This window comes from Streptomyces sp. NPDC101166 (genome assembly GCF_044768125.1).
In the GTDB taxonomy this organism is placed as follows: Bacteria; Actinomycetota; Actinomycetes; order Streptomycetales; family Streptomycetaceae; genus Streptomyces.
Genome location: NZ_JBIWPF010000012.1, coordinates 145575 through 166468, shown reverse-complemented (window position 1 = coordinate 166468; position 20894 = coordinate 145575). Strand labels below are relative to the sequence as shown.

The 20894-nt window shown below is 73.8% G+C and carries 20 protein-coding genes; 14 read left to right on the top strand and 6 right to left on the bottom strand.

Annotated features, from left to right (window positions below; all coding sequences use genetic code 11):
* The first annotated feature begins 227 nt into the window (after positions 1 to 227).
* Positions 228 to 2237: a ricin-type beta-trefoil lectin domain protein gene (locus ACIRS4_RS22040; protein ID WP_404198479.1), complete on the top strand. Its 2010-nt coding sequence runs from the start codon at positions 228 to 230 to the stop codon at positions 2235 to 2237.
* 150 nt (positions 2238 to 2387) lie between these two features.
* Complete coding sequence (locus tag ACIRS4_RS22035) at positions 2388 to 3053, top strand: DedA family protein (protein WP_404198476.1); 666 nt, start codon at positions 2388 to 2390, stop codon at positions 3051 to 3053.
* A gap of 33 nt (positions 3054 to 3086) precedes the next feature.
* Here the strand turns inward: ACIRS4_RS22035 and ACIRS4_RS22030 are convergent, their stop codons facing one another.
* On the bottom strand, positions 3087 to 3614 hold the full coding sequence (locus tag ACIRS4_RS22030) for a gamma carbonic anhydrase family protein (protein WP_404198473.1): 528 nt from the start codon (positions 3612 to 3614) through the stop codon (positions 3087 to 3089).
* A 110-nt stretch (positions 3615 to 3724) separates the two neighbouring features.
* On the opposite strand from ACIRS4_RS22030, the gene ACIRS4_RS22025 reads away from it, so the two are divergent.
* The gene (locus ACIRS4_RS22025) at positions 3725 to 4489 is read left to right on the top strand and encodes an acyltransferase (RefSeq protein ID WP_404198471.1); all 765 of its coding nucleotides are present in this window, start codon (positions 3725 to 3727) and stop codon (positions 4487 to 4489) included.
* Positions 4490 to 4651: 162 nt separating this feature from the next.
* The gene (locus tag ACIRS4_RS22020; protein WP_404198469.1) at positions 4652 to 5224 is read left to right on the top strand and encodes a helix-turn-helix domain-containing protein; all 573 of its coding nucleotides are present in this window, start codon (positions 4652 to 4654) and stop codon (positions 5222 to 5224) included.
* Between the two features lie 142 nt (positions 5225 to 5366).
* Here ACIRS4_RS22020 and ACIRS4_RS22015 read toward each other — a convergent pair whose 3' ends face one another.
* Positions 5367 to 6458, bottom strand: a complete 1092-nt coding sequence (locus tag ACIRS4_RS22015; protein ID WP_404198466.1) for a cation diffusion facilitator family transporter — start codon at positions 6456 to 6458, stop codon at positions 5367 to 5369.
* 61 nt (positions 6459 to 6519) lie between these two features.
* Here ACIRS4_RS22015 and ACIRS4_RS22010 point away from each other — a divergent pair, with 61 nt between their 5' ends.
* The 4 genes from ACIRS4_RS22010 (at position 6520) to ACIRS4_RS21995 (ending at position 8685) form a co-directional block, all read left to right on the top strand.
* Positions 6520 to 6879: an ArsR/SmtB family transcription factor gene (locus tag ACIRS4_RS22010; RefSeq protein WP_404198463.1), complete on the top strand. Its 360-nt coding sequence runs from the start codon at positions 6520 to 6522 to the stop codon at positions 6877 to 6879.
* A gap of 80 nt (positions 6880 to 6959) precedes the next feature.
* Complete coding sequence (locus ACIRS4_RS22005; protein ID WP_404198461.1) at positions 6960 to 7580, top strand: DUF2975 domain-containing protein; 621 nt, start codon at positions 6960 to 6962, stop codon at positions 7578 to 7580.
* Positions 7580 to 7804, top strand: a complete 225-nt coding sequence (locus tag ACIRS4_RS22000) for a helix-turn-helix domain-containing protein (protein WP_404198458.1) — start codon at positions 7580 to 7582, stop codon at positions 7802 to 7804. The genes ACIRS4_RS22005 and ACIRS4_RS22000 overlap by 1 nt, the downstream gene beginning before the upstream one ends.
* A gap of 143 nt (positions 7805 to 7947) precedes the next feature.
* Positions 7948 to 8685, top strand: coding sequence for a dienelactone hydrolase family protein (locus tag ACIRS4_RS21995; RefSeq protein WP_404198456.1), 738 nt, complete (start codon positions 7948 to 7950; stop codon positions 8683 to 8685).
* Between the two features lie 209 nt (positions 8686 to 8894).
* On the opposite strand, the gene ACIRS4_RS21990 is transcribed toward ACIRS4_RS21995, so the two are convergent.
* On the bottom strand, positions 8895 to 9308 hold the full coding sequence (locus ACIRS4_RS21990; protein ID WP_404198453.1) for a CoA-binding protein: 414 nt from the start codon (positions 9306 to 9308) through the stop codon (positions 8895 to 8897).
* Between the two features lie 134 nt (positions 9309 to 9442).
* Here ACIRS4_RS21990 and ACIRS4_RS21985 point away from each other — a divergent pair, with 134 nt between their 5' ends.
* The 5 genes from ACIRS4_RS21985 to ACIRS4_RS21965 all read left to right on the top strand — a co-directional run bounded on the left by ACIRS4_RS21985 (position 9443) and on the right by ACIRS4_RS21965 (position 15706).
* The gene (locus ACIRS4_RS21985; protein WP_404198451.1) at positions 9443 to 10177 is read left to right on the top strand and encodes a hypothetical protein; all 735 of its coding nucleotides are present in this window, start codon (positions 9443 to 9445) and stop codon (positions 10175 to 10177) included.
* An 86-nt stretch (positions 10178 to 10263) separates the two neighbouring features.
* Positions 10264 to 10758 carry a SixA phosphatase family protein gene (locus tag ACIRS4_RS21980; RefSeq protein ID WP_404198924.1) on the top strand — a complete coding sequence of 165 codons (495 nt, stop codon included), beginning with the start codon at positions 10264 to 10266 and terminating at the stop codon, positions 10756 to 10758.
* Between the two features lie 89 nt (positions 10759 to 10847).
* Positions 10848 to 11474, top strand: coding sequence for a YigZ family protein (locus tag ACIRS4_RS21975; RefSeq protein WP_404198448.1), 627 nt, complete (start codon positions 10848 to 10850; stop codon positions 11472 to 11474).
* Positions 11475 to 11555: 81 nt separating this feature from the next.
* On the top strand, positions 11556 to 12719 hold the full coding sequence (locus tag ACIRS4_RS21970) for an exonuclease SbcCD subunit D (RefSeq protein WP_404198446.1): 1164 nt from the start codon (positions 11556 to 11558) through the stop codon (positions 12717 to 12719).
* The gene (locus ACIRS4_RS21965) at positions 12716 to 15706 is read left to right on the top strand and encodes an AAA family ATPase (protein WP_404198443.1); all 2991 of its coding nucleotides are present in this window, start codon (positions 12716 to 12718) and stop codon (positions 15704 to 15706) included. The genes ACIRS4_RS21970 and ACIRS4_RS21965 overlap by 4 nt, the downstream gene beginning before the upstream one ends.
* Before the next feature lie 64 nt (positions 15707 to 15770).
* On the opposite strand, the gene ACIRS4_RS21960 is transcribed toward ACIRS4_RS21965, so the two are convergent.
* Positions 15771 to 17462 (bottom strand): DUF885 domain-containing protein, encoded by a 1692-nt coding sequence (locus ACIRS4_RS21960; RefSeq protein ID WP_404198440.1) that lies wholly within the window; start codon positions 17460 to 17462, stop codon positions 15771 to 15773.
* Positions 17463 to 17543: 81 nt separating this feature from the next.
* Positions 17544 to 18035, bottom strand: a complete 492-nt coding sequence (locus ACIRS4_RS21955) for an Lrp/AsnC family transcriptional regulator (protein WP_404198437.1) — start codon at positions 18033 to 18035, stop codon at positions 17544 to 17546.
* Positions 18036 to 18095: 60 nt separating this feature from the next.
* Here ACIRS4_RS21955 and ACIRS4_RS21950 point away from each other — a divergent pair, with 60 nt between their 5' ends.
* Positions 18096 to 19334 carry a trans-sulfuration enzyme family protein gene (locus ACIRS4_RS21950; protein WP_404198435.1) on the top strand — a complete coding sequence of 413 codons (1239 nt, stop codon included), beginning with the start codon at positions 18096 to 18098 and terminating at the stop codon, positions 19332 to 19334.
* 89 nt (positions 19335 to 19423) lie between these two features.
* Here ACIRS4_RS21950 and ACIRS4_RS21945 read toward each other — a convergent pair whose 3' ends face one another.
* Positions 19424 to 20716, bottom strand: coding sequence for a GNAT family N-acetyltransferase (locus tag ACIRS4_RS21945; RefSeq protein WP_404198433.1), 1293 nt, complete (start codon positions 20714 to 20716; stop codon positions 19424 to 19426).
* Between the last annotated feature and the right edge of the window lie 178 nt (positions 20717 to 20894).

The following is a 20894-nucleotide window of genomic DNA, read 5'->3' as shown; positions in this document are numbered from 1 at the left end:
CGGCCTCCGCGGTCCGAACCATTTTCGAAAACCGGTACGGATACCGCCGGTAACTTATCGAAAATGCATGCACTTTGAACTCGCGTCACTCGAACTTCTTGTTTCCTGTGATGCCTGTGTGCGAAGGTGAGCCTCCCCCGCGGGCCGGTCCGTTCGGCGCACCACAACTCGATCGGGTGGGAAAGCAATTCGCGTGCCGCTCGTCGGCCAGGAAGGAAAAGGGTCGCGTGCCGTCCGCCAACCCCCCACGTCCGCCCTTTCCTCCCAGGCCTGGGCACACCCCGGGGGATTCCGACCCGGACCTCGCCGCGCGACTGGGCACCACGGGCAACGCGCGCGCCGTCGCCCTGCTCCTCATCCGGCACTGGCAGGCGGCACACGACTACGCCTCCGTCTGCCTGGCCGGCCACGACGACTCGGCGCGGCTCGTGGCCGCCGCCGCGTTCCACGAGGTGTTCGGCATGGCGGCGGGCGGCCGTCCGGGCGGCCCGCTGCGTCCCCAACTCCTCGTCGCCGTAAGGAACACCGTGCGCGACTGGGCCGGCAAGGACGCGATGGTCGCCATGCTGCCGGAGTTGCGCAAACCCGTCGGCGCTCGCGGACTGCGGGCCGCGCGGCCCGGGACACCCGAAAGGCGGCAACTCGCCGAGCACGCTTTCCGGTCCCTTCCCGCCGCATCCCAATGCCTCTTGTGGCATACGGAAGTTGAGGCCGAACCCATAACCATACCGGCTGGTCTGCTGGGTGTCGACGCCGCCACCGCGCAGACGGGGCTGCAGCGGGCACGAGTGCAATTCCGGGCCGCCTGCGTGCGCGCCCACCGCGAACTCGCGCCGTCGGCCGAATGCCGCTTCCACGACCGGCTCCTCGACGTTCCGCCGCACCAGGACGGCACGTTGCTTCCCGATGTCCGCGAGCACCTCGCGTATTGCCGTCACTGCCGGCACACCTGGGAACAACTCAGCCATTTCGAGGACGGGTTGGACGTCCTGCTGGCCGAGACCGTCCTCGGCTGGGGAGCCCGCCGCTACCTCGAATCCCGCCCCGGACGAGCCACCGCCGCCGAGACGCCGGCCAGGCCCGCACCGGTACGCCCCGCCCACGGGGAACGCCGTCACCGCACCACGTCGGACGGCGTGCTCGTCCTGCCGGGCAGGCGTCGCCGCGCCGCCCTTGCCGGCGTCGGCGTGACCGCCGTCGCCCTGCTCGCGACCGTGTTCGTGGCCAAGGGCCCGGCCGGTGACGGCGACGGCGGCCCCGGCCCCCGCGTCACCTGGGGCGCGCCCGTCGACGACGCCCGCGTCCGGGAGTTCGCCGCCGAGGCTGACGGCGGCAGGGGGCCCGCCGCCGAGGCCGACGGCGGCAGGGGGTCGGCGGCCGAGGCCGACGGCGGCAGGGAGATCCCGGGCGTCGCCCACCAGCCCGCCGGCTCCTCGTCGACCGACTCGCCGGCTTCCTCCGTCCCACGCGGCGTCACGGCCGCCCACGGCAGGCTGCGCAGTGCGGCCACCGGCCTGTGCCTGGACACCGAGGGCGGTCGGACCACGGCCGGCACGCCGGCCGTCCTCGCGGCCTGTTCGTCCGCGGCCTCCCAGCGGTGGTCCTCCGCGGGCGACGGACTGCTGCGCAGCGCCGCCGCCCCCGCCCTGTGCCTCACCGCCGGCCCCGGCCGGACCACGGCCGCCCTGTCCGGCTGTGCGGCAGGCCCCGGGGAGGTTCTGTTCGAGGTGACCGGCCGCGGGGAGCTTCTGCTGCGGCGGGACGGCGGCGCCCTGGTGGCCGGCCCCGGCGCAGGAGGCGCCAGGACGCATGTCGTCCTCATGAAGCGGGACGGCTCCCCGGGGCAGCGGTGGGTCTTCGACGCCGCCGAAGCGCAGACGCCGCCGGCCCCGCGCGACGGGACCACGGCGCGGCCGCGTTCGACAGCCGCTCCGCAACAGACGCCGGGACGCCCGTCGTCCCCCGACGACGCCGCCCCGGCCTCCCCGGCGGCGCCCGTCTCGCCCGATCCCGACCCCGCCCCCGGGCGCGACCGGCGGTTCGCCCAGGTGGACTGCTGTCGGACGCCCGACCCGGAGCGGACCCCAAACCCCCGGTCCGTGCCGGCCCCGCTGAGCGACGTACCGGGCGGCGGCGCCACGGACGGCGTTCCACGCGTCGGCATGCTCGCCCTTCCGCCGCCGGGCGCCCCGTGGAGCGCGCCTATCACGACGGCGACCTCGGCTTTCGGCCACTGACGCGTCACACCGGGCCGAAGGACGGGTTGGTACGGCCGGGTGACCCGGTAGGCTTCCCGGCGTGCGCCCGCTCAAGCGCGCGCCGGGAATGCAGGGTCGTAAGTCGTCGATCACGCAGGGCCGTAGGTCGCAGATCGGGAGGAACCGGCGGTGCACGTCCAGGAGTGGCTAGAGGCCGTACCCCCGGTCGCCATCTACGCGCTGGTGGGCCTGGTCATCGGGCTGGAGAGCCTCGGCATCCCGCTGCCGGGCGAGATCATCCTCGTCTCCTCCGCGCTGCTCGCCTCCCAGCACGGCGAGATCAACCCCGTGATCCTCGGCGCCTGCGCCGTCGCCGGAGCCGTGATCGGCGACTCCATCGGCTACGCGATCGGCCGCAAGGGCGGCCGCCCGCTGCTGGCCTGGCTCGGCGGGAAGTTCCCCCGGCACTTCGGGGAAGCGCACATCGCCACGGCGGAACGGTCCTTCGAGAAGTGGGGCATGTGGGCCGTCTTTTTCGGCCGTTTCATCGCCCTGCTGCGCATCTTCGCGGGACCGCTCGCCGGCGTGCTGCGGATGCCCTACTGGAAGTTCTTCATCGCCAACGTCCTCGGCGGGATCGTCTGGGCGGGCGGCACGACGGCCGTCATCTACTACGTCGGCGTCGTCGCCGAGGCGTGGCTGAAGCGGTTCTCCTGGCTGGGACTGGTCGCGGCCGTCCTCATCGGCCTGACCTCGATGCTCGTGCTCAAGCGCAAGGCCAAGAAGATGCAGGGCGAGACCGCGGAGGAAGCGGCCGCGGGGGCCGAGGCGGAACCGGTCGGGGCCACCGAGTAGCGGGCAGCCGGTCCCGCCCCTCCGGGGGCATGCCTACTCGTGCACCTTCCGGTGCGCGCCCGCCAGCTCCGCGTACAGGGTCCCGTTGAGGGTGACTCCCTGCCGTTCCTCCTCCGTGAGTTCCCGCTTGACCTTCGCGGGCACTCCCGCCACCAGGGAGCCCGGCGGCACCTCCATGCCCTGCGGGACCAGCGCCTGCGCGGCGACCAGCGATCCGGCCCCGATCACCGCGCCGTTCAGCACGGTCGCGCCCATGCCGATGAGGCAGTCGTCGCCGACGGTCGCTCCGTGGACCACCGCGTTGTGCCCGACGGACACCCGCTCGCCGATCGCGACGGGGAACCCCGGGTCCGCGTGCAGCGTGCAGTTGTCCTGGATGTTGCTCTGCGCGCCGACGGAGATCGACTCGACGTCCCCGCGCAGCACCGCGCCGTACCAGACGCTCGCCCCCGCCTCCAGTGTCACGCCGCCGATCACCGAGGCCGTCGGCGCGACGAACGCCTCCTCGTGTATCTCCGGTTCCCTGCCGCCGATGCCCGTGATCAGCGCTTTGTGCGTCATCGCCGTCTCCTGTCCGTCCGCGGTACACCGGCACCGTACGCCACCCGGTGGGGTGAAGATCACAGGGCCGGGGCGTCTTCGCCTCGCCGCGCGCTGAGTACGGTGTCCGGGTGCCGAAGCGCAAGAACACGTTCTCATCCTGGCGGCGCCGCCTGGGGCAGCGGGCCGTCCACGCGGGCTGGGCCTGGGTGCAGCGCACCGGCTCCGTCACCGCCGAGCACCCCGGCCGCCTCCGCTTCGGCGCGATCGGCGAGGCCACCCGGCTCGCCTTCCCGTTGGGCACGGTCTTCGGCGAGCCGTGGATCCACCTCGGCTCGCACTGCATCGTCGGCGAGCAGGTCACGCTGACGGCCGGCCTGATGCCCGACCTGGACCTCGGCCCCGACCCGATCCTGCGCATCGGCGACGGTGTCGTGCTCGGCCGCGGCAGCCACGTCATCGCGGACACCACGGTCACCATCGGCAGCGACTGCTACTTCGGCCCTTACGTCTACGTCACGTCCACCAACCACTCCTACGACGATCCGCACGAGCCCATCGGCAAGCAGTGGCCGCGGATGGAGTCCGTGGAGATAGGCCCCGGCTGCTGGATCGGCACCGGGGCCGTCATCCTGCCCGGCGCGCGGATCGGGCGGAACGTCGTCGTGGCGGCCGGCGCGGTGGTGCGCGGCACGGTGCCCGACCACGCCGTCGTCGCGGGCGCTCCCGCCCGGGTCGTACGGCGCTGGACTCCCGCCGACGGCTGGCAGCCGCCGCTGCGCACCCCGGCGCCGGTGCCGATCCCGGACGGGGTGACATCCGAGCAGTTGGTCGCGCTGTCGGAGCTGGACGAGGAGTCGGCCGCACGGCTGGCGGAGCTGGAGCCGGAGCGCTGACCGGCCCTCGGTCACGGCGCCGCACCCTGGCGCCGCCCGGGTCGTCACGCAGTACAGTTCCTTGCACGAGCGAGTGCGGCGCACAGCCGGGCGGCCGGTGAACCCCGCCCGCGGGTCCCGTGAGCGGGACCCCGTAAGTGGAACCCCGAGCATGGACGGAACGTGTCGGACCTCGACCTGCTGACCCAGTCCCTGGCGCGCAACGTCAAGCGCTGGCGCGCCGAGCGCGGCTTCACCCTCGACACGCTCGCCGCCCGCGCGGGGGTCAGCAGGGGCATGCTGATCCAGATCGAGCAGGCCCGCACCAACCCCAGCCTCGGCACCGTCGTCAAGATCGGCGACGCGCTCGGCGTCAGCATCACCACCCTGCTCGACTACGAACAGGGCCCGAAGGTGCGCGTCGTCCCCGCCGATCAGGTCGTCCGGCTGTGGCACACCGACGCGGGCAGCTACAGCCGCCTGCTCGCCGGCACCGAGGCGCCCGGCCCGCTGGAGATGTGGGAGTGGCGGCTGATGCCCGGCGAGAGCAGCGGCTCCGACCCGCATCCGACGGGCACGGTGGAGATCGTCCACGTGACGGCGGGCGAGCTGACCCTCACGGTCGAGGGCGACGAACACCGCGTCCCGGCCGGCGCGAGCGCCACCTTCGACGCCGACGCGCCCCACACGTACGGGAACCGGGGCGAGATCCCGACGGAGCTGGTGCTGACCGTGTCCGTGCCGCCGGTGCGCTGAGCGGCCGGGCGGCGGCTGGGCCGCGTGGCGACGGGGTGTGTCGCGCGGGGTGCGTCGGGATGGCGCGCGTTGTGACGGGGCGGCTTGTGACGGGGTGGCTTGCGACGGGGTGGCTTGCGACGGGTTGGCTTGCGACGGGGCGTCAGAATCCCGTGTGGTGTGCCAACTTCAGGTGTGGATCCGCCTCTCCCGGCACAGGCGCCGGGTCGGCGTGGACCAGGGCGGCCGTGAGGCGGGGCACGGCGTGCAGCAGCGCATGCTCGGCGTCCACGGCGATCGCGTGCGCCTGGCGTACCGTCACCTCGCCGTCCACGACCACCGTCACCTCCGCGCGCAACCGGTGCCCGATCCAGCGCAGCCGCAACTCGCCCACCTCGCGCACACCCGCGACCTCACGCAGGGCTCCCTCGGCCCGGTCCACCAGCGCCGGGTCGACGGCGTCCATCATCCGCCGGAACACCTCCCGCGCCGCGTCCCGCAGCACCAGCGCGATGGCCGCGGTGATCGCCAGCCCGACGACGGGGTCCGCGAATCGCCATCCCATCGCCGAGCCGCCGGCGCCCAGCAGCACGGCCAGCGAGGTGAAACCGTCGGCGCGCGCGTGCAGGCCGTCCGCGACCAGCGCCGCCGAGCCGATCGCCCGGCCGACGCGGATGCGGTAGCGGGCCACCCACTCGTTGCCCGCGAACCCGGCCAGCGCGGCGACCGCCACCGCCGGCAGGTGCTCGACGGGCCGGGGGTCCAGCAGCCGCTCGACGGCCGTCCAGCCGGCGAAGACCGCCGAGGCGGCGATGACCAGCACGATCACGAGGCCCGCCAGGTCCTCCGCCCGGCCGTAGCCGTAGGTGAACCGTCGCGTGGCCGCCCGGCGTCCCAGCACGAACGCGATCCCGAGCGGAACGGCGGTGAGGGCGTCCGCGGCGTTGTGCACCGTGTCGCCGAGCAGGGCGACCGACCCCGAGACCGCCACGACGACCGCCTGCGCCAGCGCGGTCACGCCGAGCACCGCGAGCGAAACCCACAGCGCGCGCAGCCCCCGCGCGGAGGTCTCGAGCGCCGCGTCCACTTTGTCGGCGCTCTCGTGGGAGTGCCGGCGCCACGGTGTGTGCGGGTGCCCGTGCCCGTGCCCGTGTCCGTGCGAGTGCCCGTGCTCATGCGAATGACGGTGTCCGTGGTCGTGGTCGTGGTCGTGACCGCGTCCGTGTCCATGGCCGGTTGTGCGCCGCTCGCTCACCTCGGTCCCCTTCCGGTGCTCGGGGTGGACTCATGCCCGCCCACAGCGCCATTATGTGCGTATGAGCGCACGCATGCACCTATCAGCTGCACACCATGCGCATCCGCGCACGCCCGGCGAGGAGCAGTTCTCCCTGGCCGCCGAACTCCTCGCGCTGCTCGGCGATCGCACCCGGCTCACTCTGCTGCACGCCCTGACCTCCGGTGAGGCCGACGTGACGACGCTGACCGAGGCCTGCGGGGCGGCCCGGCCGGCGGTCAGTCAGCATCTGGCGCGGCTGCGGCTGGCGGGGCTGGTGACCACCCGAAAGGAGGGGCGGCGGGTGGTCTACTCGCTGCGGGACGGCCACCTGCGCCGCCTGGTGGACGAGGCGCTGAACGTCGCCGACCACCGACTCGGCGGGGAGCCGGTGCACGACTGAACGGCGACTGCTTGACAGTGCTCATATCGTTTATCGATACTATCGAAAAACGATATGGGTATTGATGCGCAGGGGGAGCCATGAGCGCGAAGTCCTGGTGGAGCCGCACGGACAGCCGATTGCTGGAGGCGGCTCTGGGCCTGGCCGCACTTCTGGCCGGTGTCTTCGAAGTCCTGCTCCCGGCCCTCGGGGTGATCGGCCTCGTCGATCCGATGGACGCCCGCGAGGTCGAGACCGACACCGCGACCCTGATGCCGGGCGAGGTCAACGAGGCGGCGGCCGGCCACGGCGCGACCCTCACCGGCCTGCGGAAGGCCGACCTCGTCGTCACCGATCCCGACCTGGGCCAACGCCTGCTGCTCGCGCTCCCGCAGATCATCGGCGGCCTGTTCCTGCTGCTCATCCTGGCTCTCCTCCTTCAGCTGGCCAGGACCCTGCGCGACGGCGACGTCTTCGTGCCGAGGAACGCCCGTCGTCTGAGCATCGTGGGACTCGTGGTGCTGTCGCAGGCGGTGCTCGCCCCGGTGCTGTCGGCGCTCACCACCCAGATGCTGGTCGGCGGCACTCCGACAGGCGACCGAATCCCGTTCTCGGCCACCTTCAGCGGAGGGTACGTCCTGCTCGGCTTCCTCGTCCTGGCCCTGGGCGAGGTCTTCCGGCGCGGCACGAAGCTGCGCGCCGACGTCGAGGGGCTGGTCTGATGCCGCCGGAGGAGGAACACCGCGTCCAGGTCCACCTCGACCGCCTGCTGGCCGAGCGCGGCATGACCCTGTCCGAACTGGCGACCAGGGTCGGCGTGACGGTCGCCAACCTCTCCATCCTGAAGAACGACCGCGCGAAGGCGATCCGCTTCTCCACCCTCACCGCGATCTGCCGCGAACTCGACTGCCAGCCGGGCGACTTGCTCAGCGTCCGCGAGGACTGACGCCCTCCCGGAGGGCCCGGGCCGCCGGCGCGTGGCGGCGGGTTCGGCAGCCCCGGAGCTCGCTGCGAACACCGCCGTCGCCCCTTCTGCCGGCGGCAGAACGCCGGCCGGACCGGGCTCGACGATCACTACAGTCCAGTCTCATGACGACGATCACGACGCGTACGGTCGAGTACCCGGCCGACGGTTTGACGATGATCGGGCACCTCGCGCTCCCGGCCGGTGTCGATCGCCGGCCCGCCGTGCTGCTCGGACCGGAGGGCATGGGGCTCAGCGACGTCGAGCGCCGCCGGGCCGATGCTCTCGCCGAGCTGGGATACGTAGCGCTGGCCTTCGACCTTCACGGCGGACGCTATCTGGGTGACCCCGAGGAGATGTTGGCCCGTTGCATGCCACTGCTCGCTGATCCCGACCGGATGCGGCGCATCGGCCACGCGGCACTCGACGCGTTGCGCGCCGAGCCTCGGACCGACCCCGACCGGATCGCCGCCATCGGCTACGGCACCGGGGGCGCCATCGCGCTGGAACTCGGGCGGAATGGCGTTGACCTGCGCGCGATCGGGACAGTCAACGCAACTACCACGGGCCGACCTGGCGAGGCAGCGCGCATCCGCTGCCCGGTGTGGGCCGGGGTCGGATCGGAAGACCCGATCATGCCGCCCGCGCAACGAAACGCGTTCACCGCTGAGATGCAGGCCGCGGGCGTCGACTGGCGCCTCGCGATCTATGGCGGCGCCTTGCACGCCTTCCACCACCCGCCGGTCGACCACCCCGTGGTCCCCGGTGTCGGCTACCACCCACAGCACGCGCAGCGAGCCTGGCGCGACATCGTCGACCTGCTCGCCGAGTGCCTGCCCGTGACGGAAAACCTGGGGGCATGACCCAGGCAGGCATGGATCTGTGAGGAGACATCGACGCCGAAGAGCTCCTCACCGGAGCCGGAGGGGCGCCGTCCACCTGCTGCATCGGCTCGCTCGAGCCGACACCGCCGGGCGACAACCAGAGCCGACGTTGCTTGATACAGAGGTCGTTCCACATCCGTGGACCTCGGAAAGGGCCGACGGCCCGTCGACTCAACGCCCGCCGGGCATCATGGGCGGGGCAGGCGGGGGATCTCGATGGCCGGGCAGCGGTCCATCAGCATGTCCAGGCCCGCCGCGCGCGTGCGGTCGTAGGCTGCCTCGTCGACGACGCCCAGCTGGAACCACACCGCCTTCGCCCCCTTGGCGACCGCCTCGTCCGCGACCGCTCCCGCGAGGTCGCTGTTGACGAACACGTCGACGACGTCCACCTCGAAGGGGATGTCCGCGAGGGAGGCGTAGCCCTGCTCGCCGTGCACCGTCTCCGCCTTGGGGTGAACGGGGACGACCCGCTTGCCGAAGCGCTGGAGCACCTCGGCGACGCCGTAGGCCGCGCGCCGGGAGTTCGAGGACAGGCCCACCACCGCCCAGGTGTCGCCGAGTTCGGTGAGAATCTTGCGGACGGTTGCCTCGTCGCCGTACACGGGCGGCCTCCTGAAGCTTGTGTGCTTGTGCTGTCTGCCGATGGGGGGGTGCTCGCCTGGACAACAGCGGACACGCGGCGCTCATTCCGCGCCGTCGGCCTGCGGACGCACCGTCGGCCGCCTACGCTCGGCCCGTGCTGCGCATCATCGACGCCCGAACCGGCGAGTCCGTCGCCGCCGCCCCCGCCCGCCGTGGACTGACCCGTGTCGAGGCCCACGCCTCGGGCGACGACACAGGCGCGCTGCGTGTCCTCCTCGTCGCCGACGTGCTCGTCCGCGCCCTGGAACTCGGCGGCACGCCCGTACTGGCCACGCTCGCCGCCGGCGGAGAGCCGGCGAAACTGCGGGCGGCCGCCGCGGACCTCGGCATCCGGCCCTTCGAGGAGGGGCGCGGACTCGGCGACGGCGTGGGCGGGGCCCAGGCCCTGCACGTGGTGAGAGCGGGCGCCGAGACGCCCGACGGCGTGAGGATCGGCGTGGGGCCGGTGCTCACCCCGGCCTCGGCGGCCTCGGCGCCGGGTGACGCCGATCCCGCCGTCCTCCGACTCGCCCTGCTCTCCCACCGCCACGCCGATCCCGTCGCCCTCGACGAGGCGGCGCTGGGCGCGGCGCGCGACACCCTCGTCCGCTGGCGGGCCGCGGTCGCCGACTGGGCGCGTCGGCCCTCGCGTCCGGTCCCCGAAGAGGTGCGCGGACGATTGAGGGCCGCCTGGGAGGACGACCTCGACGTGCCCGAGGTGCTGCGCATACTGCGCCGCGTGGAGGAGGCGGGCCCCCAACTCCCGGACGGCGCCCGCTTCGAGACCTACGCCTACGCCGACCGCCTCCTGGGCCTGGAGCTCACCCTCAACGTGGGATCGCCGTCATGAACGCGAGGGAGACCGGCGCGGAACCTCGTCCCGACAGCCCGGCCGGCGGTGAGGCCACCGTCGTGCCGCTGCGGCGGCTGGTGGTGATGCGGCACGCCAAGTCGGCCTGGCCCGAGGGGACGCCCGACCACGAGAGGCCGCTGGCGCCGCGCGGCCTGCGGGACGCGCCGGCCGCCGGCCGCGCGCTCGCCAGGGCGGCCCGCATCCCCGACCTCGCGGTGTGCTCCACCGCCGAGCGCGCCCGCCGCACCTGGGAACTGGCCTCGGCCGAGTGGCAGACCGCGACGCCGGTCCGCCACGACCCCCGGATGTACGCGGCCGGCGCCGCCGACCTGCTGGAGGTCGCCCGCGAGACGCCGCCCGAGATCGGCACGCTGCTGCTGGTCGGGCACAACCCCGGCCTGGAGGAGCTGATCCTCGCCCTGGCCGCCGAGGGCGTGGACGACACCCTCGCCGAGGTCCGCACGAAGTTCCCGACCTCCGCGATCGCGGTCCTGGACTGGCACAGCCCCACCTGGCAGACCCTGACCCCCCACACAGCCCTCCTCACGGCGCTGACCATCCCCAGAGGCCGCGCCTGACCGACACGTCGCGGCCGTCGCGGAGCTGGAGGACACAGCGGTCGTCGAACTCGACGCGTCCGTCTCTCGTCGCGGTTTACGCTGGCCGGATGCAGGACGAGTACCGCACCGTCGCCCACGCGGGCGTGCACGAGACCGAGGTCAACCGATCACGGTTTCTGTGTGCGCTCGGGCCGGCGGCCACCGAGCAGGAGGCGCAGGACTTCGTCGCGGCCGTCCGCAAGGAGCACGCCGACGCCAGCCACAACTGCTGGGCCTACGTCATCGGCGCCGACGCCGCGATCCAGAAGGCGAGCGACGACGGCGAACCCGGCGGCACCGCGGGCGTGCCCATGCTCCAGATGCTGCTGCGCCGCGACATGCGGTACGTCGTCGCCGTCGTCACCCGCTACTACGGCGGCGTCAAGCTCGGCGCCGGCGGACTCATCCGCGCGTACGGCGGCGCCGTCGGCGAGGCCCTGGACGTCCTCGGCACCCGCACCCGCCGCCGCTTCCGCCTCGCCACCCTCACGGTGGACCACCAGCGCGCCGGCAAGCTCCAGAACGACCTGCACGCCACCCGCCGTGAGGTCCGCGACGTCCGCTACGGCGAGGCGGTCACGATCGAGATCGGCCTGCCGGACGCCGACGTGGACGCCTTCCGGGACTGGCTCGCGGACGCGACGGCGGGGACGGCCGGGTTCGAGATCGGCGGGGAGGCGTACGGGGACGTCTGACGATTCCGTGTGGCCGATATGATGACGCGATACGGGAGTAACCGCCCGTGTTGTCACACCCGGCCGTTAGTCTCGAGGATCATGAGGTTCCTGCACACGTCCGACTGGCACCTCGGCCGGGCCTTCCACCGGGTGAACATGCTCGGCGCCCAGGCCGAGTTCATCGCCCACCTCGTCGCCACAGCGCGTGAGCGCGAGGTCGACGCGGTGGTCGTCTCGGGCGATGTGTACGACCGCGCGGTCCCGCCGCTGGCCGCCGTCGAGCTGTTCGACGACGCCCTGCACCGGCTCGCCGACCTGGGCGTGCCCACGGTGATGATCTCCGGCAACCACGACTCCGCGCGACGGCTCGGAGTGGGCGCCGGGCTCATCGGCCGGGCCGGCATACACCTGCGCACCGACCCGGCCGCCGCCGGCACACCGGTCGTGCTGGCGGACACCTTCGGCGACGTGGCCTTCTACGGACTGCCCTACCTCGAACCCGCCCTGGTCAAGGACGAGTTCGGCGTGGGGAAGGCCGGCCACGAGGCCGTTCTCGCCGCCGCCATGGACCGCGTGCGCGCCGACCTGGCCACGCGCGCGCCGGGCACCCGCTCGGTCGTCCTCGCGCACGCCTTCGTCACCGGCGGCGAACCCAGTGACAGTGAGCGGGACATCACCGTCGGCGGTGTCGCCTCCGTGCCCGCCGGCGTCTTCGACGGCGTCGACTACACCGCCCTCGGGCACCTGCACGGCTGTCAGACCCTCACCGAGCGCGTCCGCTACTCCGGCTCCCCGCTGCCGTACTCCTTCTCGGAGGCCGCGCACCGCAAGACGATGTGGCTCGTCGACCTCGGCGCCGACGGATCGCTCGCCGCCGAGCGGATCGACTGCCCCGTGCCCCGCTCGCTCGCCCGGATCCGGGGCACGCTGGAGGAACTCCTCGACGACCCCCGACTCGCCCCGCAGGAGGAGGCGTGGGTCGAGGCCACCCTCACCGACGCCGTGCGCCCGGCCGACCCCATGGCCCGGCTCGCCGAGCGCTTCCCGCACACCCTCAGCCTGGTCTTCGACCCCGAGCGGACCCCCGACGACCCGGACGTCTCCTATGCCCGCCGCCTGGCCGGACGCAGCGACCAGGAGATAGCCGAGGACTTCGTCACCCATGTGCGCGGAGCCGGGCCCGACGCCCGCGAGCAGGGCGTGCTGCGGGACGCCTTCGACGCCGTCCGCGCAGAGGACGCGGTGCGGGAGGTGGCCCGGTGAGGCTGCACCGGCTCCGGCTCACCGCCTTCGGCCCCTTCGGCGGCGCCCAGAACGTCGACTTCGACGAGCTGTCCGCCGCCGGGCTCTTCCTCCTGCACGGCCCCACGGGCGCCGGCAAGACCTCCGTCCTGGACGCCGTCTGCTACGCGCTCTACGGCGCCGTCCCCGGCGCCCGCCAGAGCGGCCAGGGCCAGACCCTGCGCAGCGACCACGCCGCCCCCGCCACCCGCACCGAGGTCACCCTCGAACTGACCGTCGCCGGACGCCGGCTGGAGGTCACCCGGCAGCCCCCCTGGGAGCGCCCCAAGAAACGCGGCACGGGCACCACGGTCGAGAAGGCCCAGAGCTGGCTGCGCGAGTACGACGCCGGCGCCGGAGCCTGGAAGGACCTCAGCCGCTCCCACCAGGAGATCGGCGAGGAGATCGGCCAGCTGCTCGGGATGAGCCGCGAGCAGTTCTGCCAGGTCGTGCTGCTGCCGCAGGGCGACTTCGCCCGCTTCCTGCGCGCCGACGCCGAGGCGCGCGGCCGGCTGCTCGGGCGGCTCTTCGACACCCGCCGCTTCGCCGACGTCGAGAAGCGCCTCGCCGAGCGCCGCCGCACCGCCGAGGCACGCGTGCGCGAGGCCGATGCCGCGCTGCTCGCCGACGCCCACCGCATGCAGCAGGCCGCCGGCGACGCCATGGAGCTGCCCGAGCTGACCCCGGGCGAACCGGGGCTCGCCGAGGCCGTGCTGAGCGCCGCCGCCGTCGCCCGCAGCACCGCCCGCGAGCAGCTCGCCATCGCCTGCCGGGGCCGCCTCGCCGCCGAGTCGGCCCAGGCCGCCGCCGACCGCGAGCTGTCCGACGTACGCGAACTCGCCCGGCTGCAGCGGCGGTTGCAGGAGGCCCGCGAGCGGGCCACGGCGCTTGAGGAGCGTGCCGGGGAGCACCGCGAGGCGCTGGCGCGGATGGAGCGGGCGCGCAAGGCGGAGGCGGTGGCGCCGGCGCTGGACCTGCGGGAGTCCGCCGACGCCGAGCACCGTGCGGCGGCCGGCTCCGAGGCACGCGCGCGTGCGCTGCTGCCGGAGCGGTTCGCGGACGCCGGCGCCGCCGGACTCGCCGCCGCCGCCCGCCGGGCCGCCGAGGAGCTCGGCGGCCTGGAGTCCGCCCGCCGCGGCGAACTCCGGCTGGCCGAACTGGCCGCCGAACGGGCCGACCTGGACCGGCAGGAGCGTGCCGACGACGAGGTCCTCACGGAGAGCGAGGGCTGGCTCGCCGACTGGGACGCCACCCGTGCGGAACTCCAGCGCCGGATCGACTCCGCCCAGGAGGCCGCCGCCCACGCCGAACAGCTCGCCGTGCGACGCGAGCCCGCCGGGCGCCGGCTGGACGCCGCCCGGCAGCGCGACCGGCTGGCCCGCGACACCGAGGAGACCCGGCGGCGCGCCCTCGCCGCGGCCGACCGCGCCCTCCAGGCGCGCACCCACTGGCTCGACCTCAAGGAACAGCGGCTCGACGGCATCGCCGCCGAACTCGCCGCCACCCTCACGGACGGCGCGCCCTGCGCCGTCTGCGGCTCCACCGAGCATCCCGCGCCCGCGCGCAAGGACGCCGGGCACATCGACCGCGAGGCCGAGGACCAGGCCCTCGCCGCCCTCCAGAGCGCCGAACAGCACCGCGCGGACGCCGAACGCGACCTCGGGGCCGTCCGGGAGGCACTCGCCGGGGCCGTCGCCGAGGCCGGCGACACCTCCACCGAGCAGCTCGCCGCGGAGGCCGAGGAACTGGACCTGGAACACGCCAGGGCCCGCCGGAACGCCTCCGCGCTGCACCCCGCGCGTGAGGAACTGCGCCGCGCCGAGCAGGAACACCAGCGGCGCACCGCCGCCCAGCACGAGGCACAGGTCAGGGCCGCCTCCAGGGTGGGCCGCCGGGACCGGCTGGAGCGTGAACGGGCCTTGTTGGAAGCAGAGTTGACGCAGGCGCGGGGCGGCGCGGAGAGCGTGACCGCGCGGATCGGGCGCCTGGAGCGCCAGGCCGCCCTGCTCACCGAGGCGGCCGACGCCGCCCGCGCGGCCGAGGACGCCGCCGCCCGTCTCAAGACCGCCGACGGACGCCTCGACCAGGCCGCCTTCAAAGCCGGCTTCGACACCCCGCAGGCCGCCGCCGACGCCCTCCTCGACGACGCCGCACACCGCGAGCTGCAACGCCGCCTGGACGCCCGGCAGACCGAGGAGGGCGCCGTACGGGCCGTCCTCGCCGAACCGGAGACCGCGGCCGCCGCCCAGCGGCCGCCCGCCGACCTCGCCGCCGCCGCGGAAGCCGCCGAACGGGCGGCCGACCGACTGCGCAGGGCCGCCTCAGCGCAGGACGCCGCCGCCCGCCGCTGCGAGGAACTCGACCGCCTCTCCGCGCGCGCCGCCGACGGCGTACGGCGGCTCGGTCCGCTGCGCGAGGAGTACGACCGCGTCGCCCGCATGGCCGGACTCACCGCCGGCACCTCCGCCGACAACGAGCGCAAGATGCGCCTGGAGTCGTACGTTCTGGCCGCCCGCCTGGAACAGGTGGCCGCCGCCGCCACCGCGCGGCTGCGCCGGATGTCCTCCGGGCGCTACACCCTCGTCCATTCCGACGACCGGACCGGGCGCGGGCGCAGCGGGCTCGGGCTGCACGTCGTGGACGCCTGGACCGGCCGTGAGCGGGACACGGCCACGCTGTCGGGCGGCGAGACCTTCTTCGCCTCCCTCGCCCTCGCCCTCGGTCTCGCCGACGTCGTCACCGACGAGGCGGGCGGGGTCCGCCTGGACACGCTCTTCATCGACGAGGGCTTCGGCAGCCTCGACGACCAGACGCTGGACGAGGTCCTCGACGTCCTGGACTCGCTGCGGGAACGCGACCGCAGCGTCGGCATCGTCAGCCACGTGGCCGATCTCCGCCGGCGGATCCACGCGCGCCTGGAGGTCGTCAAGGACCGCACGGGCTCCAGCGTGCGTCAGCGCGTTCACTGATCCCGGGTCGCTGATCCCGGCCGAGCCCGGCGGGGGCCCCTGAGGCCCCCGCCTCGACAGCCGCTCAGAGCCGCGACAGCTCGTCCACCAGATCGTCCAGGCCCAGTGAGCCCTGCGAAAGGGCCGCCATGTGCCAGGACTTGAGGTCGAAGGCGTCACCGTGCCGCTCGCGGGCCTTCTCCCGGCCCAGCAGCCAGGCCCGCTCGCCCAGCTTGTAGCCGATCGCCTGTCCCGGGATGGTCAGATAGCGGGTCAGCTCGCTCTCCACGAAGTCCGCGGAGCGGCTGCTGTGCGCGTTGAAGAACTCCTCCGCCAGCTCCGGCGTCCAGCGCTCACCCGGGTGGAAGGGGGAGTCCCCGGGGATCTCCAGTTCCAGGTGCATGCCGATGTCCACGATGACCCGCACGGCCCGCATCATCTGCGCGTCCAGGTAGCCGAGTCGCTGCTCGGCGTCCGTGAGGAAGCCCAGCTCGTCCATGAGTCGCTCCGCGTACAGCGCCCAGCCCTCGGCGTTGGCGCTGACGATGCCGACGGTGGCCTGGTAGCGGGAGAGGTTCTCCGCCACGTGCACCCACTGCGCGAGCTGGAGGTGATGGCCGGGGACGCCCTCGTGGTACCAGGTGGAGACGAGGTCGTAGACCGGGAACCGATCCAGGCCCATCGTCGGCAGCCAGGTGCGGCCGGGACGGGAGAAATCCTCCGACGGAGGCGTGTAGTACGGGGCGGCCGCGCTGCCCGCCGGCGCGATCCGGGACTCCACCTTCCTTACCCGCTCGGCGAGTTCGAAGTGGGTGCCGTCCAGGGCGTCGATCGCCTGGTCCATCAGGCCCTGGAGCCAGTCGCAGACCTCGTCGACGCCTTCGATGTGCTTGCCGTGCTCGTCGAGGTGCGCGAGGGCCGCCCACGGCGACTCGGCGCCCGGGAGGACCTTCTCCGCCTCCCGCCTCATCTCCGCGAGCAGCCGGTGGTACTCGGCCCAGCCGTACGCGTACGCCTCGTCCAGGTCCAGGTCGGTGCCGTTGAAGTAACGCGACCAGCGGGCGTACCGCTCACGGCCGACGGTCTGCGGCGCGCCCTCCACGGCGGGCGCGTACACGTCGCGCATGAAGTCCCGCAGCTCCACGACCGCGGCGGTCGCCGCCCGGGCCGCCTCGTCCAGCTCGGCGCGCAGCGACTCGGGCCCCGCGGCGGCGAACTCCTCGAACCAGCCGCGGCCCGAGCCGTCGGTGTCGGCCCACTCCGTGAGCTGTCCGACGAAGGCCGTGGTCGGCCGCGGAGCGGCGTACAGCTTGCGCTCCAGGCCGAGTTCCAGCGACTGCCGGTAGCCGGCCAGCGCCTCCGGCACCGCGCGCAGCCGCTGGACGATCGCCGCCCAGTCGTCGTCGGTCCGCGTAGGCGTCACGGTGAACACCTCACGCACGTTGTGCACCGGCATCCCCAGGTTGCCGACCGCGCGCAGCCCTTCCTCGGCCTCGTGCACGGCGAGCCCGGCGGTGAGCCGCTCGCGCAGCAGACGCGCGCACCGGCGCTCGACGTCCCGTTCCGCGCCGGGGCGCCGCTCCGCCTCGTCGAGCCGGGCCAGGGTGTCCCGCGAGAGGCGGGCGAGCGCCTCCTGTCCCGCGGGCGACAGGTCGGGCAGTCGGCTCGAACTCTCCGGTACGCCGAGGTAGGTGCCGGTGACCGGGTCGAGGGCGATGAGCTCGTCGACGTAGGCGTCGGCGACCTCTCGGGGCAGCGGGCTGGTGATCTCTGACATGCGGCCATCCTCGTACGCGTACCGGCGCCGCGTCAGCCCCGTTTCCCGGACGGCGCGTCGAGTCAGCCTGATCGCGCCGGTTCAGTCCGGCGGGGACGACGGGGCCGGCGGGAGCAGCGGACCGCAGTCCCACCGCTGGAAGATCAGCCGGGTCTCCACCCGGGCCACCTCCCGCCGGGAGGTGAACTCGTCCAGGACGAGTCGTTGCAGATCGGCCATGTCCGCGACCGCGACGTGCACGAGATAGTCGTCGGGCCCGGTCAGGTGGAAGACGGTGAGCGCTTCGGGAAGGGCCCGCACCCGCTCCACGAACGGCCCCACCAGCTCCCGCCGGTGCGGCCGGACCTGCACCGACAGCAGCGCCTGGAGCCCTCGCCCGAGTTTGGCCGGATCGAGCCGCAGTCGGTGCCCGAGGATCACGCCCGAGCGGCGCAGCCGCGTCACCCGGTCCAGGCACGTCGACGGCGCGAGCCCGACCTGCGCCGCGAGATCGCGGTAGGTGGTCCGGGCGTCGTTCTGCAGCAGCCGAAGCAGCTGGAGATCCACCGGGTCGAGTACGACGGATTCGGCCATCGGCCGAACGTAGCACGGCCGTTCCGCCGCTGACTCCGTCGGGTGTTCACCCTGCCGTCCATGGACTCTGCCTCCGCGACCACACACGTGTACGACGGTGTACGCACCCCGGTCACGCCCCGCGCACTGGCCACCGAAGCCGTGCACGCGGGCCGGGACGACCTGGCCCGCCAGGGCCTGCACGCTCCGCCCATCGACCTGTCCACGACCTATCCCTCCTACGACAGTCGTGCCGAGGCCGCCCGCGTCGACGCGTTCGCCGCCACCGGCGCCGAACCGGAGGGCCCGCCCGTCTACGGCCGGCTGGGCAACCCCACGGTCGCCCGCTTCGAGACCGCCCTCGCCCGGCTGGAGGGCGAGGAGAGCGCGGTCGCCTTCGCCAGCGGCATGGCCGCGCTGAGCGCGGTGCTGCTCGCGCGCGGCTCGCTGGGCCTGCGGCACGTGGTGGCCGTCCGGCCGCTGTACGGGTGCAGCGACCATCTGCTGACCGCGGGGCTGCTGGGCTCGGAGGTCACCTGGACCGACCCGGCCGGGATCGCGGACGCGCTGCGCCCCGACACCGGGCTGGTGATGGTCGAGTCACCGGCCAACCCGACCCTCGCCGAGGTCGATCTGCGGGCGGTGGCCCACGCCTGCGGATCCGTGCCGCTGCTCGCCGACAACACCTTCGCCACACCGGTGCTCCAGCGGCCCGTCGAGCAGGGCGCGCGGCTCGTGCTGCACAGCGCGACCAAGTACCTCGGCGGCCACGGGGACGTCATGGCGGGCGTGGTCGCCTGCGACGAGGAGTTCGCCGGGCGGCTGCGGCAGATACGGTTCGCCACCGGCGGGGTGCTGCACCCGCTCGCCGGCTACCTGCTGCTGCGCGGGTTGTCGACGCTTCCGGTGCGGGTGCGGGCCGCTTCCGCGACCGCCGCCGAGCTGGTCCGCCGGCTGGCCGCGGACCCCCGCGTCGCGCGCGTCCACTATCCGCGGGTCGGCGGCGCGATGGTCGCCTTCGAGGTGTACGGCGATCCGCACGAGGTGATCGCCGGCGTCCGGCTGATCACCCCCGCCGTGAGCCTCGGCAGCGTCGACACCCTCATCCAGCACCCGGCGTCCATCAGCCATCGCATCGTGGACTCGCAGGACCGGCGGGACGCCGGGGTCGGCGACCGGCTGCTGCGGATGTCGGTGGGCCTTGAGGACGTCGAGGACTTGTGGGCGGACCTCGACGCGGCGCTGGGGGCCCGCCCGGAGACCGTACCGGGAGAAACGATTCCCCGCTCACGGGCCGGGTACGGCCGCGCGGGGGTGTGACGGCCCCCGGCCGGTCGGACGCGGGTCGCCGAACGCGGAACGGCCCGGCGGCGTCGTACGCCACCGGGCCGCCTTCCCGGCGGTCCGCGTCAGTCGTGCGCGGCCTGCCTCTCGTACCGGTCCGAGGCGGCCCCGGCGCCGGCCCGCTCCAGGCGGGCGGTGATCACGAGAGTGCCCTCCTCGACCTGGTAGTCGAGGGGCAGCCCCAGCCCCCGCATGGCGGCGACCATGCCGGTGTTGGAGGCCTGCGTCACCGCGTAGACGCTCTCGCAGCCCGCCTCCCGGGCCATCGCGACCAGCCGGCCCAGCAGTTCGCCGCCGATGCCGCGCCGCTGCCACTCGTCCTCGACGAGCAGGGCGACCTCCGTCTCGTCCCCGTCCCACAGCAGATGGCCGAGGGCGACGACGCGTCCCGACGGGGTCTGCACGGCGAGGGTGCGGCCGTGGCGCGGGCTGAGCAGGTGGCCGAGATAGCGGTCGGCGTCGCCGACGGGCCCGTGGTAGCGCAGTCCGAGCGTGCGCGTCGAGCAGCGCGCGTGCATCGCCTTGGCCGCCTTCACGTCACCGGCGCCGGCCCGGCGGACGGTGATGTCGTCGCCCTGGGGCAGCGTCAGCACGTCGAGCTGCGGCGGGACACGCGGCCCGAGCCGGGCGTCCAGCTCGACCAGCGCCCGCGCCCTCGCGAACTCGGTCGGAGTGAAGGGCAGATACGGCCGCTCCACGGTGATCACTCCGCCTTCCGGCGCCCGCAGGCGCATGACGGTGTCCTCCAGCACCCCCTCCACGGGGATGTGCTCCGGCTCCCGGCCGCCGGGTCCGCTCGTGGCGGGCAGCGAGCGGATCGTGCACCGGCCCAGCAACTGGCGCAGGGCGAGGGGAAGTTCGGCGGGGTCGAGCGCGGTGCGGGTGGCCAGGCCCAGGATTCTGGTCGGGGCGTCCACCAGGTCGTGGGCGTCGGCCCGTTCGATCCAGGTGTCCGTGCCGCCGGCCTGCGCCACGGTCCTGGTGACCTCCGCCGCCGTGAGCGTGCCGGGCGCCCGCAGCAGGAACTCGTCCACCGTGTCCTCGCCCAGCGGGTGCGTCTGCAGGCTCAGGATGTCGACCCGGTGTGCCGCGAGGGCCGCGCACAGTGCGGCCAGCGAACCCGGCTCGTCCTTCACCGTCGTCCGCATCCGCCACAGCGTGCTCGACTCGGCGGCGGGAGCGGAAAGCGCGGGCTTCTGCCCGGCCTGCCCCGGCGCTGAGGGCGGCCGGGGGCCGGTATCGCTCGTGGGCGGCGCGTGATCGTGGCGGCGTGTGCGCCAAGCGGCGGCGAACTCCACGGCGTCGCGCAGCCAGCGGCGCGCCGGGCGCTTGTGGTCGCAGTGCGTCTCGTCAGTCATGTCTCGAGTCATGCAGCCACTGTGAAGGAACGGTGTTGCGTGATCACGAACGGTTTGTGACCGATGGGTAAAGGAACCATTTGACCTTTTCGTCAAGAGTTGTACAGGTATGGGGAAGTGTGCGGTCCGGACTCTCGTGTCGTCGACGACCGAGGGCCTGCGTCTCCCCGCGGGCCGC